Here is a 13,608-nt window from a genome sequence, read left to right on the forward strand (position 1 = left end):
GTATGCTGTATTTCCGCTCGCTGGCGTTCAATCTCGCCTTCTACCTCAATTTGATCGTCCAGATGATCCTCTGGACCCCGTATTATTTCCTGTCGCCACGCCATCGCGCCTGGTTCGTGCCGAAATTCTGGTCGCGCACCAGCATGTGGCTCTACGACAAGATCGCCGGCACCAGAAGTGAGATCACCGGCCAGGAAAACCTGCCTGAAGGCTCCTTCATCCTGGCGCCGAAGCACCAGTCCTTCTGGGACACGATCGCTTTCCTGCCGTATCTCGACGATCCCGTTTACATATTGAAACGGGAGCTGACCTGGATCCCGTTCTTCGGCTGGTACATTTTGAAGATGCGGATGATTCCTGTCGACCGCGGCAGCCGCTCGAAGGCATTGAAGACGGTGATCGCCGCGACCAAACAGGAATTGGCGCGCAATCCGCGCCAGCTGATCATCTATCCCGAGGGCACCCGCCGGGCGCCGGGCGACGAACCGGTCTACAAATACGGCATCGTCGAACTCTACGCGCAACTTGGCATTCCGGTGGTGCCGGTCGCTCACGTCGCCGGCCTCTATTGGCCGCGCCGCAAGTTCCTGCGCTATCCCGGCACGATCAAGGCGCGCTTCCTGCCACCGATCCCGCCCGGCCTCGGCAAGGACGAATTTATGCAACGGCTGATCGGCGAGACGGAGGCCGCCTGCGACCAGCTTCTCGTCGAGGCGGCGCAGACGCCGAACCCGCCGCCGATGCCGCCGACGGCAATGAAACGGCTTGGTGAGCTGGATGCGAAACCTGAATTGAAAGGCTGAAACAACGGCCTCAGATGCCACAAAGACTTATGGCAGGGCAGCCAGCGCGGCCGTCGCAACCAGCGTCACGGCAAACACCAGATTGATGATCCGCGACGCCAAGGGTTTGCGCAACAAACGTGCAAAAGCCGCGCCGGCGAGAAGCCACAAGAGATGAATGGCAACAATCATCAAGGCGAGGACCGCCAGCTTGGCTGAAATAGCAAGACCGCCGGTGCCGGAAGACGCGCCGGCAAACACGGCGGCAATCGCCACATAGGCTTTCGGATTGGCAACGGCCAGAAGGAACCCGCCCAGGAAAGTGGGAAGCGCCGCCCCACCAATGCGTGCCGCCAGTGGCGGCGTCGTCGCTATCTTGAACGCCAGATAGAGGATGTAGGCTGCTGACGCGACCGCCAACAGCGCTGCGAGCTTCGGCAGCGCGGTGAGAACGGCCATGATGCCCGTCGCCACCACCAAAAGCACGAGGACCGTCCCGACAACGATTCCCGAGGCATAACGGAGCGAATCGCGCAGGCCGAATGCGGCGCCGATCGCGGTGACACTTATCGTCGCCGGCCCCGGGCTGCCCATAACGATGGCCGATGCCAGCACAAGCGCCAGCAATTGCTGCCATAGCTGCTGATCGAGAAGACCCTGTCCGGCCATGCGACGTCCCTGCATCCTGCGACGATGCAGGGACGGTAGGGCAAGGCAGCGGCGCCGGTCTTGAACGATCGTGCGCGGCTATGCGCTGGCCTTGTCGAGCTCGGCGATATCGTCCGGGCTGAGCTGCAACGACGCGGCACGCACCAGGCTGTCGAGCTGGTCGAGCGTCGTCGCGCTGGCGATCGGAGCGGTGACGCCGGGCCGTGCCATGACCCAGGCAAGCGCCACTTCCGCTGGCTTGGCCGAATGTCTGGCTGAAACGGCATCGAGCGCTGAGAGAATGCGCATGCCGCGGGTGTTGAGATAGCCTTTCACACCGCCACCGCGCAGGCTTTTGCCGAGGTCGGCCTCGCTGCGGTACTTGCCGCTCAGAAACCCCTTGGCGAGGCTGAAATAGGTGATGACGCCGATGTCCTCGGCCGCGCACAGATCACGCAGCGGACCATCGAAGGACGAGCGGTCGTAAAGGTTGTATTCCGGCTGCAGCACCTCGTAGCGCGGCAGGCCGCGCAGGCTTGCTACGTCGAGTGCGGCCCGCAACTGGGCGGCGTCGAGGTTGGAAGCGCCGGCATAACGGATTTTGCCCTTGTCGAGCAGTTTCTGGTAGGCGCCGAGCGTTTCCTCATAGGGAGTGGCCGGATCAGGCCAGTGCGACAGATAGAGATCGATTGTATCGACCTGCAGCCGCTTCAGCGTGGCGTCGATGGCCTTTTCGATGTAGGCGGCGGACAGATCCCTCTTGCCCTGCCCCATATCCGAACCGACCTTGGTGATAACGACAACCTTGTCGCGGTTGCCGCGGCTTTTCATCCATTTGCCGATAATGGTTTCGGATTCGCCGCCCTCGTGGCCGGGAATCCAGCGCGAATAGGAATCGGCCGTGTCGATGGCGTTGAGGCCAGCGTCGACAAAGCGGTCGAGCAGGTCGAACGAGGTTTTCTCATCGGCGGTCCAGCCGAACACATTGCCGCCCAGAACCAATGGCGCGATGGATAGGTCGGTGCGACCGAGACGACGTTTCTGCAAGGCTGATCTCCATGGTGATTCATGCTGGGGCGGGTGGGAGCCGCCGACCGAGCTAACCTATGTCGCACCGTGGCAACGTCAAACGCATAGCCTCTTTTCCAGCCCGCCGGCGCTTCACAAAACCGCGACCCGCCGCGCCGTGTCGGGCTTCAAGACGCTGTCCCGAATTTCCAAACCAGTACCCTCTGAGGAAACAATCTGGCAAGTTTAGCACATAGATTGTCAAATCTGCCAATTCAGACCTTTGCCGGCCGGCCATAGGTTCCGCGGCGCCGACGCAAATCTCGGCACGGTCTGGCCAAGCCCGGACTGTTTGCCCCGGATCGTTTGTTGTGGAGACCGGAATGAAAGCAATTGTATTTGACGCCATCGGCTCGCCGCGCGACGTGCTCTATGTGGACGACCTGCCGATGCCGCGGATCGGCGACGGCGAAGTGCTGGTCAGGATGGTCTCGGCCTCGATCAATCCGGGCGACTTCCTGTTTATCCAGAACCTCTATCCCGAACCGAAGAAGCCGCATTTTCCCCGGCAGATCGCGGGAAACCATGGCGCCGGCATCGTCGAAGCCGTTGGCGCGGACGTTTTGCTGGAACCGGGCACGCTTGTCGCATTCAGCTATTATGGCAGTTGGGCCGAGTACGCGGCGATTCCCGCCGAATGGCTGATCCCGTTGCCTGCCGGCTATCCGGTCGAACGCGCCGGGCAGATGGTGAACCCCATTACCGCGTGGGATCTGCTGGTGGATTCCCGTGTGCGGCCTGGCCAGTGGCTGGCTGTCACGGCCGGCTATTCGTCGATTTCGACAATGGTGATGCAGTTCGCCCAACGACGCGGCATCAACGTCATCGCGCTTGTGCGGCGCTCGCACCAAAGCTTCGACCTGAAGACGCTTGGCGTCGGCGCCATTCTTGACCTTTCGGACTTGAAGACAAGTATCCGGGAAGCGGTGATGGATATCACCGGTGGCGCCGGATTGAACGGGATTATCGACAATGTCGGCGGACCTGTCAGCGGCGAATTGATCCGCACCCTGGCGCTCGGCGGGCAGATGGTGATCAATGGCGGCATGAGTGCCGAGCGCTTCGAGCTGCACAATTTCGATGTCTTGCTGAGCGGCGTCGAGATCAGGGCGAATATCTATCGCTATTTCTTTTCGCCGCTGGCCGAAGCCGACCGGCCTGTGCTACGCGAGATTATCGACACCTTCGGCCAGCCCGGCTTCCACGTTCCTGTCGGCGGTCTCCACCCGCTGACCGAGTTCAAGCTTGCCGTGGCAAACAGCCTGGATCGCGCCGATCTTGGAAAACAGATTTTCAGGATGTAGCCCGCTCACGACACCGAAGCTACGTCGCGACCCGTCTTGTCACGTCTTCCAGCCAGTGGTCGCTTATACCCAGTGCTTCGAGGTGCTCCAGCGTGCTGAGCACGTAATCCTCATTCCTCCCCGACTGGCCGACGGCGCCGCGGACGACGGCCGCCGCCTCGGCTGCGTCGAGCGCACCGGCATATTGCTCATGGCTGCGGTCCACGACATAGGCGACGGCGTCGACCGTCTCGCCCCCATCCGTTTTACCCTTGTCGAGGCGAACGCTGAGCACACGTTCGAGATAGACGTTGGTGACCAGCTCGCGTTCGCGCAGATAGGTAATGACCTCGTTGCGCAGCTCGCCTGGAACCCGGAACGCGAGCCCGATGCAGGAGCCGCCGCGGTCGAGGCCGAGCACCAGGCCCGGCCGTTCGCGCGTGCCGCGATGCACGAAAGAATAGACGCACAGCGAACGGCGGTAGCCATGCAGGCGGGCGCGCCGCGTCTCGACATGCGCGAATCCCGGTCGCCAGATCAGTGAGCCGTAGCCAAAAACCCAAAAATCGCCCATATCGCCAAGCCTGATTGTGACGAACCACCCACCGGTGGTGTTTCAGTCCGTCTACCTGTTGTTGCCGCAAGCGACAGCCCGCCCGTGCCACCCGCGTTAACGAAAGCCGCAGCATGACGTCAAGTGACGAGCGCCCGCCGCCCAGCCAACGTCGCCGCCTGTTGTGGCTTGCCGCTTTCATTCTCGTGCTGTTCGGCATCTACAGCGCGGGCTGGTTCTACCTGGCGGACCTGGTCGAGAGCGCGACCGACAAGGCGGTCGCCGATCTCGACGACAAAGGCATCAGGGCCGACTGCGCCAATCTCGCGGTCAGCGGCTATCCCTTCAGCTTCACCGTTTCCTGCGACAGCCTGGCTTACGAGGACGACAGCCGCAACGTCGCGGCATCGACAGGCAAGATCAACGCCGCCACGCAGATCACGCGGCTTCTGTCGCCTGCCGCCGAGCTCAGGGGGCCGCTCAGGACCTCAGTTCCCGGCATGACCCCGCTCTGGATCGACTGGGATGATCTGCGGGCCGACATGAAGCTGTCCTGGCCGCTGCCGAGGCGCCTCTCGCTGCAGACAGAAGGCCTGTCCGGCCAGACCGATCCGGCAGACGACACCGATCCCGTCTCGCTGTTCAGCGCCGGAACCGCCACGGGACAATTGCGCCCAAACGGCCCGGACATCGACTATGCCGGCAATTTCACCGATCTTGAAATCGACGCGGCGGCCATCGACGGGCGCGTCTTGCCGCCGCTGGACGGCAGCGGCGACCTGACGCTGAAGAACGGCGTGACACTGATCAAGGCAAATCCGAAGAGCCTTCGCGGCCAGGCCGCCGAAATCCACAAGCTCGATCTGTCGTCCGGAACCGCGCGCATCACCGTTTCCGGACCGCTGTCGGTCGATGACGACGGTCTCATAAATGCCGACCTGACAATCAGGCTCAATGATCCGAAGGCCGTGGCGGCAATCCTCGCCACCGCCATCCCCGAGCAGAAGAAACAGATCCAAACCGGCTTTGCCGGACTGGCGCTGCTCGGCAACCAGCCGTCGATGCCGCTGAAGATCGTCAGGGGCAAGGCCTCGCTCGGCTTCATCCCGCTCGGCAAGATCAAGCCGCTCGACTAGAGCAACTCCAGGAAAAGTGTGAAACGGTTTTCCGTCCGGAATTGCGCAAAAACAAAGAGATAGAGCGGTTCGGCGTTTCTGTGAAACGATGAACCGCTGTAAGCCAGGCTGGCCTGCGATCGGCCTGCCGCGGCTTATCCCTTCGGCGGGTGTTCGACTGCCTGGCGGCCGAAATCCGGTACGTCGATATCCTGGCCGGCCTCGATGATCGAGCGGCGGACGGCGCGGGTGCGGGTGAACAGGTCGAACAGTTTTTCGCCGTCGCCCCAGCGGATCGCCCGCTGCAGCGAGGACAGATCCTCGGAAAACCGCGCCAGCATTTCGAGAATGGCGTCCTTGTTGTGCAGGCAGACGTCGCGCCACATGGTCGGGTCGGACGCCGCGAGACGGGTGAAGTCGCGAAAGCCGGAAGCCGAGTATTTGATGACCTCGGACTTGGTCACCGACTCCAGATCGTCGGCGGTACCGACGATGTTGTAAGCGATGATATGCGGCAGGTGCGAAACGATGGCCAGCGTCATGTCGTGATGCTGCGGGTCCATCGTGTCGATGTTGGAGCCGCAGCGGCGCCAGAATTCCGAGAGCTTTTCCAGTGCTGCGGGATCGGTACCGGGCAGAGGCGTGAAAATGCACCAGCGGTTCTCGAACAGTTCGGCAAAACCGGCGTCCGGTCCCGATTTTTCGGTGCCGGCCAAAGGATGGCCGGGGATGAAGTGCACGCCATCAGGCACATGCGGCTGCATCTGCGCGATCACCGATGCCTTGGTCGAGCCGACATCGGTGAGGATGGCGCCCTTCTTCAGCGCCGGCGCGATCTCCGCGGCGACCGTGCCTGAAGAGCCGACCGGCACCGAAACGATAACCAGATCAGCATCGCGAACCGCCTCTTTCGCATCCGTCGTATAGGTGTCGCCAAGGCCGAGTTGGCTCGCCCGTGCCAGCGTCGCGTCGCTGCGCGTCGAAATCGCGACTTGGCCGGCGAGTCCCTCGCGGCGGATGACGCGGGCCAGCGACGAGCCGATCAGGCCGATGCCGACCAGCGCGATCTTTTCGAACATCGGTGAGGTCATGGTGTTCTAGCTTTTCAGGAATGTCGCGAGTGCTGCGACAACGCCGCGATTGGCCTCTTCGGTGCCGATGCTCATGCGCAGCGCGTTCGGAAAACCGTAGCCGGAAACGCGCCGCAATATGTAGCCGCGCGCACTGAGGTAGTCGTCGGCGGCCGCCGCCGAATGCTTTTTGTCCTCGGGAAAGTGGATGAGGATGAAATTGCCGACGCTCGGCGTCACCCGCAGCCCGAGCCCGCTTAATTGCTCGCTCAGCCAGGCCAGCCAGGTCTCGTTGTGCGCGACGCTGCGTTCGATGTGGGCACGGTCGCGGATCGCCGCGATGCCGGCCTCGATTGCCGTCGCATTGACGTTGAAGGGTCCCCGCACGCGGTTGATCGCGTCGATGACGTGCATTGGCGCATACATCCAGCCGATCCGCGCCCCGCCCAGGCCCAATTTGGAGAAAGTGCGGGTCATGACCACGTTTTCCGCGCTGCCCACCAACTCGACGCCGGCTTCATAATCGTTGCGCCGGACATATTCGGCGTAAGCTGCATCCAGCACCAGAAGCACGTTTCGCGGCAGGCCGGCATGCAGGCGGCGGACCTCCTGGAACGGCACGTAGGTGCCGGTTGGATTGTTTGGATTGGCAAGGAAGATGATCCGGGTAGCCGGCGTCACCGCGGCGAGGATCGCATCGATATCGGCGCGTTCATCGGTCTCCTTGACCGTCACCGGGACGGCACCGGCCGACTGTATGTAGATCTTGTAGACCATGAAGCCGTGTTCGGTGATGATGGCTTCGTCGCCGGGCGCGAGGTAGGTCTGCGCCAGCAGGCCCAGAATCTCGTCGGAGCCGTTGGAGCAGACGATGTTCGCCGGGTTGAGCCCGTGCACCTCGGCGATCGCTTCCCTCAGGCGCCTGGCGCTGCCGTCGGGATAGACCGCGAGCTTGTCGGCGACCGCGCGCGCGGCCTCTATCGCCTTTGGCGAAGGACCGAGCGGGTTCTCGTTCGCCGACAATTTATGGACCTTGGCGACACCTTCAGGCGCCGCGCTCTTGCCGGGCACATAGGCTTCGATGTCCATGATGCCGGCGCGGGGCCTTGGACGTGTCTGATCCGGTGTCTGGCTCATTTCATGAAATCCGTCGAGAGTGCCTCCATCCGGAAGCCGCAGCGGAAATACAAGCCGTGGCCCGGAATGTCGAGGGGCCGGCAATTCGGGATCAAGAACTTGCCGTTGACGAAGCCATGCGCGAGTCATAGAAGAACGGCTACAGTTCCGTGGTGATTTGGCCGGTCGGCTTGCAGCCACGTTAAACAACTTGCTAAAGGGCCGTTTGCATCTTGTAACCGGCTTTGCGAAGGCATGGCCGGTTTTTTGTTGCCCAGACCGGTGGACAACTGAAGGCCGGGCAAGGAGATGTGATGGTCGCTTTGCGCGCGCGAAAAACCAACAACGAGGCCGACCAGCCGTCGAGCCCGGTGTTGCGTTTCGGCGCCGACAAGCCGCTCAAGCTCGACGCCGGCACGCTGCTGTCGCCGTTCCAGATCGCCTACCAGACCTATGGCACGCTCAACGACGCGCGCTCCAACGCCATCCTCGTCTGCCATGCGCTGACCGGCGACCAGCATGTCGCCAACACCAATCCGGTGACCGGCAAGCCGGGCTGGTGGGAAGTGCTGATCGGTCCCGGCAAGATCATCGATACCGACCGTTTCTTCGTCATCTCGTCAAACGTCATCGGCGGCTGTCTCGGCTCCACCGGCCCCGCCTCGACCAATCCCGCCACCGCCAAGCCCTACGGGCTCGACCTGCCGATCATCACCATCCGCGACATGGTGCGGGCGCAGCTGATGCTGGTCGAGCATTTCGGCATCGAACAGCTGTTCAGCGTGCTTGGCGGCTCGATGGGCGGCATGCAGGTGCTGCAATGGGCCTCCAGCTATCCGGAGCGCGTCTTCTCGGCGCTGCCGATCGCCACCGGCGCCCGCCATTCCTCGCAGAACATCGCTTTCCACGAGGTCGGCAGGCAGGCGGTGATGGCCGACCCGGACTGGCATGGCGGCAAGTATTTCGAGCACAGCAAGCGGCCGGAAAAGGGGCTGGCGGTGGCGCGCATGGCCGCCCACATCACCTATCTGTCGGAAGCAGCGCTGCACCGCAAGTTCGGCCGCAACCTGCAGGACCGCGAAGCCCTGACCTTTGGTTTCGATGCCGACTTCCAGATCGAGAGCTATCTGCGCCATCAGGGCATGACCTTCGTCGATCGCTTCGATGCCAACTCCTATCTCTACATGACCCGGGCGATGGACTATTTCGATCTCGCCGCCGACCATGGCGGCCGGTTGGCCGATGCCTTCGCCGGCACCAAGACGCGCTTCTGCCTGGTTTCGTTCACCAGCGACTGGCTGTTCCCGACCGAGGAGAGCCGCTCGGTCGTGCACGCGCTGAACGCGGCCGGCGCTTCGGTCTCGTTCGTCGAGATCGAGACCGACCGCGGCCACGACGCCTTCCTGCTCGACGAACCGGAACTGTTCGCCGCCATCAAGGGCTTCATCGCCTCGGCCGCGCGGGCGAGAGGGCTCGGCGCATGACCCCGAAAAGTTGCGGATTGTTCGGATCAGGACCATGTGCCAGGCATCAGCGCATGACCCCGAAAAGTTGCAGGCTTTTCGGATCAGGGTCATGCGTCAGGCAAGAGGCGAACGCATGAGCGTCAACCGCGCCCAGCGCGTCGACCTCGAAGTCGTCGCCGATCTCATCCCGCCGCAGTCGCGGGTGCTGGATGTCGGTTCCGGCGACGGCCTGCTGCTCGAATTGCTGCAGGCGACCAAGAAGGTCGACGGTCGCGGCCTGGAACTGTCGCAGCGCGGCGTCAACGAATGCGTGGCGCGCGGCCTGTCGGTTATTCAAGGCGATGCCGACAAGGATCTCCAATTCTATCCCGACAAGGGTTTCGACTTCGTCGTTCTGTCGCAGACCTTGCAGGCGACCCGCAATCCGAAGCTGGTGCTCGACGAACTGCTCCGGATCGGCAACCGCGCCATCGTCTCATTCCCGAATTTCGGCCACTGGCGGGTGCGCCTTTCGCTGCTCTTCAACGGCCGCATGCCGGTGACCAAGGACCTGCCCTATTCCTGGTACGACACGCCCAACATCCATTTCTGCACCATTCGCGACTTCGTCAATCTGTGCGACGAGCTTGGCGCGACGGTGGAAAAGGCAACCGCGCTCGACGCCAACGGCCAGCGGATCGGCTTCTCCATGCCTTGGTGGTTCTGGAACTTTTTCGGCCAGCAAGCGGTATTCCTGCTGAAACGATAGGTTTGACAGGCAGAAGCAACGAACCTCAGACCTGCGCAAGAAACCATATTTTCAATTTTCAATCCAATGAAGTTGCCCGGCATTCTTTGTTGCTTTAACAGGTCTCAAACGGGTTGGTTTGGGGGAAGCAATGAAGACGTTAGTATTAGCAACAGCTTTGATGTCGGCCACTTTGATTTCCGGATGCACGACGTCGAAGACCGATTTCCAGAATGGACAAGTCGCGTTGAGCGGCAGCCCGGCGCTGAAACGGCAGGCGATCCAGCGGTGCATGACCAAATTCAAGATGCGGTTCGGCAAGGTTGAAAGGGCAAACCTCGCCGCGCTCATGAACGTCCCGGATGCCGGATTGGAACACACGTTCTGCACGCGATTGATGAACGGCTTCGCGAACGGGAGGATCAACTACTCGGATTACCTGGCTGCATTGTCGCATGGCGACATGTCCAACGCGATCAAGGTGCTGCAGGGGCGGTGAAGCTGCCGATGCAGACGCGATCCAAATTCGGTGCCGCCAGATAGATGGCGGCACCATAGACGCCGGTTGTACCCGATCATTCCCCCTATTCAAGCACGTCCGTGGCCTTGTGGGGGTGCTGGACGCCGTCGACGAAGACCACGTCGGACTGGGAATTGCCGGTGCGCAGCGGCAATATCTCCTGATAGGCGGGCGAGTCGTACCATGCACGTGCCTGCTGCCGGTTGGGAAACTCGATGACTATGAGATAGCCCGGCCAGGTGTTTTCAACGATTTCCACCTCGCCTCCGTGCACCACGAAGCGGCCGCCAAACGGTTCCAGCGTGGCATCGATCTTGTGCAGGTACTCGACGATCTGCGGCCCCGGCGTGACCTGGCGCATATGGGCGACGGCGTAGGCGGTCATGGCGTGTCTCCTTGTGGTCGAAGGCCGGACAACCGGCTTGATGGGAGCATTTTGCCGAGACGTAGTGCGCTGGTCGATTACCCCAGAGGTAATGACACTGAATACAAAAGCGACGCGCGGCTGCCGTCACCTGAAAGATATTTCCGCCTGGCACCGATGATTTCCACCCGCCTGCGCTGTCCTTATCGATGAGCGCGTCTGGATGGTCCGGCGGCCGGGAACGAGAGGTGATCCATGGGATCGTTGCAAAATCAGAATGTCGTCGTCGTCGGAGGCAGCCGTGGTGTCGGCCGCTCGATCGCGGAGGCCGCTCTCAAGGAGAAAGCGACGGTGCTGGCCGTCGCCCGCGGAAAACAGGCCCTGGCGCAATTTGCCTGGGAGGTCTCGGGCGTGAAGACGCTCGCGGTCGATGCTACGGTGGACTCCGCCCCGGATAAGGTCTTCGCCGCGCTTGAGCCGGACGTACTGGTGATCTGCGCAGGTGCGCTGGCCCCTTCTGCGCCGGTGCATGAACAGAACTGGAAGGCGTTCTCGGCAAATTGGGACACGGACGTCAAGGCGTCGTTCCTGTTTTGCCGGGCCGCTCTGCGGCGTCCGCTCAAACCGGGGACCCGGATCGTTCTGATCTCCAGCGGCGCGGCTTTGACCGGCGGACCACCGAACGCCGGCGGCTATGCCGGCGCAAAACGCATGCAGATGTTCCTGGCCGGTCATAGCCAGAAGGAGGCCGACCGGCTTGGCCTCGGCCTGCGCTTCATGGCGCTCGCGCCGATGCGCATCATGCCGGAAACCGGCGTGGGCAAAGCCGGCGTCGACAGCATAGCGGCCTATATGGGCATCCAGCCGGCGGACTTCATCGCCGCCATGACCGACATGCAAACGCCGGCCGATGTCGGACGGGCGGTGGTCGCACTCGCCACCGGCCAGCCGCAAGGCAGTTCCTTCATGGTGAGCGGTAGCGGGCTTGCCCCGGCCGCCTGAGGGGCGCGTAATGCAACGCTCGCTCGTAACCGCACAAGCCACATGACAGACGCTCAACCACCTCTGGAACCATCACGCCAGCCGATCCTCGATCGGCTGGCCTTCGAGAAGGTCACGGCCGCGCATCGCCGCGAGCTCAAGCTGCATTGTTATCGCATGATGGGTTCGCTGCACGAGGCCGACGACCTCGTCCAGGACGCGTTGCTTCGCGCCTGGCGCGCAAGATCGGAGTTCGACGGGCGAGGTTCGGTTCGCGGTTGGCTCTACATGATCGCGACCAACGCTTGCCTCAACGCCATCAAGGCGAGGTCGAGGGCGCGTCGCATTCTCCGGGAACCCGGACGGCAGCCCTCGCACGGGGCGGCCATAGGCGGGCCTGTAGCCGACATCGCCTGGCTGGAGCCCTACCCCGACGCCGAGCTTCCAGACGTTGCCGGCAGCGAGCCAGGTCCGGAAGCCCGTTACGAGAGCCGCGAGGCCGTCCAGCTCGCCTTCGTCGCGGCGATCCAGGATCTGCCGCCCAGGCAGCGCGCCGCGCTGCTGCTTGCCGACGTCCTCGGATGGTCGGCTGTCGAGACGGCGCGTTTGCTGGGCGGATCGACGGCTTCGATCAACAGCGCGTTGCAACGGGCCCGCGCAACGCTGGCGGCGCGCTATCCTCAGGGACGGCCGGCCAGCCGATCACGGCCCAGCCCCGAAGAAGGCCTGCTGCTCGAACGCTACATGCAGGCCTGGCAGGCCGCCAATCTCGACAGCTTGATCGAGCTGCTGCGTGAGGACGCCATCTACACCATGCCGCCTTGGCGTGAATGGTATCAAGGCCGCGAAGCGATCCGCGGTTTCTTCGAGACCGTCTGGCCTAAGTTTGGCGGCTTCCGCACACTGGCCACCCGCGCCAATGCCCAGCCGGCGGTCGGGGTTTATTCCCGCAGCCACGACGGCCCTGAATGGCGGGCCCATTCCCTGCATGTGTTCGACGCAGCCGAGGGCGGGATCGCTTCCTTGACGATCTTCATAGGGCCGCTCGGGCCATCTCTGTTCCCGGCCTTCGGCCTGCCACCAGCCTAGCTTACCCCTGGGCCAGCCTTATCGGTCGAGTTCCGGGAAATATGGGTCCGAGAAAAACCTTCGGTCGCGCTCGCCTTGCAGGCAGTCGATCGGTGCGTCGATGCGGATCGTCCTCGGATCCACCTTGGGATACTCGATGCCGCTGACCTCGAGGATCAGTTTGCGGCGAGTGGCGGTGGCGAATTCGGAAGCAGCATAGATCGGCAGCACGAACGAGCCCGGCCCGCCGGTAACGCATTCGGCATAATACCGGTCGAGATGGCTGAAGGTGGGTGACGGGCTGACCAGGATCGGCAGCCCGTTGATGACGATGCCCTTCGCCAGTGCCGCATCGCGTGCCGTTGTGACCGGCAAGCCGGTGTTGTTTGGGCCGTCCCCCGAGACGTCGATGACGCGGCGTTTGCCGGTGAAGGCCGTGCCGTCGAAAAGCTCGGCGCCGAAAGCCACAGCACCGGAAATCGAGGTGCCGCGAAAGCTCCTGAACGGGCGGGCCGCGATCTTGTCGGCGAAAGCGTTGGCGCTCTCCTTGCTGTCGACGACCTGCCAGGCAATGACCGCATCGTCGCGGATGGTGCCGGCCCATTCAAAATAGGCGATGGCGATGCGGCCGAAGGTGCCGGCGCGCACGGCGTTGATGAAGTCGGGGTGGCGCAGCGCCGCGACATAGCCGGCGCGCTGCAGGGCAAACTCCCTTTCATCCATCGACTGCGAGATGTCGACCGCCAGCACCAGCTCGACATCGACGGCAATTGCATTGGCCGGCGCGGCCGCAGGTGCCGCCGGGGTGCAGGCAAGGCAGGCGAGCAGGGCGAGAGCGTCAAGCATG

At 62.9% G+C, this 13,608-nt stretch carries 15 protein-coding genes and 1 riboswitch; of the genes, 8 read left to right on the plus strand and 7 right to left on the minus strand.

Annotation, left to right across the window (positions count from 1 at the left end):
• Positions 1 to 2: 2 nt before the first annotated feature.
• The gene (locus NKI17_RS23515) at positions 3 to 803 is read left to right on the plus strand and encodes a lysophospholipid acyltransferase family protein (RefSeq protein ID WP_352456697.1); all 801 of its coding nucleotides are present in this window, start codon (positions 3 to 5) and stop codon (positions 801 to 803) included.
• Positions 804 to 830: 27 nt separating this feature from the next.
• On the opposite strand, the gene NKI17_RS23520 is transcribed toward NKI17_RS23515, so the two are convergent.
• Complete coding sequence (locus NKI17_RS23520) at positions 831 to 1,451, minus strand: LysE family transporter (RefSeq protein ID WP_352570570.1); 621 nt, start codon at positions 1,449 to 1,451, stop codon at positions 831 to 833.
• Between the two features lie 78 nt (positions 1,452 to 1,529).
• Positions 1,530 to 2,477 (minus strand): aldo/keto reductase, encoded by a 948-nt coding sequence (locus tag NKI17_RS23525; RefSeq protein ID WP_352570571.1) that lies wholly within the window; start codon positions 2,475 to 2,477, stop codon positions 1,530 to 1,532.
• Positions 2,478 to 2,821: 344 nt separating this feature from the next.
• On the opposite strand from NKI17_RS23525, the gene NKI17_RS23530 reads away from it, so the two are divergent.
• Complete coding sequence (locus NKI17_RS23530) at positions 2,822 to 3,802, plus strand: quinone oxidoreductase family protein (RefSeq protein ID WP_352456700.1); 981 nt, start codon at positions 2,822 to 2,824, stop codon at positions 3,800 to 3,802.
• Positions 3,803 to 3,821: 19 nt separating this feature from the next.
• On the opposite strand, the gene NKI17_RS23535 is transcribed toward NKI17_RS23530, so the two are convergent.
• The gene (locus NKI17_RS23535) at positions 3,822 to 4,355 is read right to left on the minus strand and encodes a gamma-glutamylcyclotransferase (protein ID WP_023677914.1); all 534 of its coding nucleotides are present in this window, start codon (positions 4,353 to 4,355) and stop codon (positions 3,822 to 3,824) included.
• A gap of 113 nt (positions 4,356 to 4,468) precedes the next feature.
• Between NKI17_RS23535 and NKI17_RS23540 the strand changes: the two genes are divergently transcribed.
• Positions 4,469 to 5,470, plus strand: coding sequence for a DUF2125 domain-containing protein (locus NKI17_RS23540; RefSeq protein ID WP_352570572.1), 1,002 nt, complete (start codon positions 4,469 to 4,471; stop codon positions 5,468 to 5,470).
• 134 nt (positions 5,471 to 5,604) lie between these two features.
• On the opposite strand, the gene NKI17_RS23545 is transcribed toward NKI17_RS23540, so the two are convergent.
• Together NKI17_RS23545 and hisC are read right to left on the minus strand one after the other, a co-directional pair.
• The gene (locus tag NKI17_RS23545; RefSeq protein ID WP_023677912.1) at positions 5,605 to 6,540 is read right to left on the minus strand and encodes a prephenate/arogenate dehydrogenase family protein; all 936 of its coding nucleotides are present in this window, start codon (positions 6,538 to 6,540) and stop codon (positions 5,605 to 5,607) included.
• Positions 6,541 to 6,546: 6 nt separating this feature from the next.
• Complete coding sequence (gene hisC, locus NKI17_RS23550; RefSeq protein ID WP_352570573.1) at positions 6,547 to 7,656, minus strand: histidinol-phosphate transaminase; 1,110 nt, start codon at positions 7,654 to 7,656, stop codon at positions 6,547 to 6,549.
• A 139-nt stretch (positions 7,657 to 7,795) separates the two neighbouring features.
• A riboswitch (SAM riboswitch) is annotated at positions 7,796 to 7,873 on the plus strand.
• A gap of 76 nt (positions 7,874 to 7,949) precedes the next feature.
• On the opposite strand from hisC, the gene metX reads away from it, so the two are divergent.
• The 3 genes from metX (at position 7,950) to NKI17_RS23565 (ending at position 10,327) form a co-directional block, all read left to right on the plus strand.
• Positions 7,950 to 9,119 (plus strand): homoserine O-acetyltransferase MetX, encoded by a 1,170-nt coding sequence (gene metX / locus NKI17_RS23555; protein WP_352570574.1) that lies wholly within the window; start codon positions 7,950 to 7,952, stop codon positions 9,117 to 9,119.
• 115 nt (positions 9,120 to 9,234) lie between these two features.
• Complete coding sequence (metW, locus tag NKI17_RS23560) at positions 9,235 to 9,849, plus strand: methionine biosynthesis protein MetW (protein WP_352570637.1); 615 nt, start codon at positions 9,235 to 9,237, stop codon at positions 9,847 to 9,849.
• Positions 9,850 to 10,075: 226 nt separating this feature from the next.
• Entirely contained in the window at positions 10,076 to 10,327 is a 252-nt protein-coding gene (locus NKI17_RS23565) for a hypothetical protein (protein WP_352467541.1), read from the plus strand.
• Between the two features lie 85 nt (positions 10,328 to 10,412).
• Here NKI17_RS23565 and NKI17_RS23570 read toward each other — a convergent pair whose 3' ends face one another.
• Entirely contained in the window at positions 10,413 to 10,733 is a 321-nt protein-coding gene (locus tag NKI17_RS23570; protein ID WP_352754579.1) for a DUF1330 domain-containing protein, read from the minus strand.
• 234 nt (positions 10,734 to 10,967) lie between these two features.
• Here NKI17_RS23570 and NKI17_RS23575 point away from each other — a divergent pair, with 234 nt between their 5' ends.
• Positions 10,968 to 11,714 carry an SDR family NAD(P)-dependent oxidoreductase gene (locus NKI17_RS23575; protein ID WP_352452472.1) on the plus strand — a complete coding sequence of 249 codons (747 nt, stop codon included), beginning with the start codon at positions 10,968 to 10,970 and terminating at the stop codon, positions 11,712 to 11,714.
• 42 nt (positions 11,715 to 11,756) lie between these two features.
• Positions 11,757 to 12,782, plus strand: coding sequence for an RNA polymerase subunit sigma-70 (locus tag NKI17_RS23580; protein WP_352906872.1), 1,026 nt, complete (start codon positions 11,757 to 11,759; stop codon positions 12,780 to 12,782).
• Between the two features lie 18 nt (positions 12,783 to 12,800).
• Here NKI17_RS23580 and NKI17_RS23585 read toward each other — a convergent pair whose 3' ends face one another.
• Positions 12,801 to 13,607: a DUF1194 domain-containing protein gene (locus tag NKI17_RS23585; protein WP_352616064.1), complete on the minus strand. Its 807-nt coding sequence runs from the start codon at positions 13,605 to 13,607 to the stop codon at positions 12,801 to 12,803.
• Between the last annotated feature and the right edge of the window lies 1 nt (position 13,608).

This window comes from Mesorhizobium sp. M0816 (assembly GCF_040320005.1).
In the GTDB taxonomy this organism is placed as follows: domain Bacteria; phylum Pseudomonadota; class Alphaproteobacteria; order Rhizobiales; family Rhizobiaceae; genus Mesorhizobium.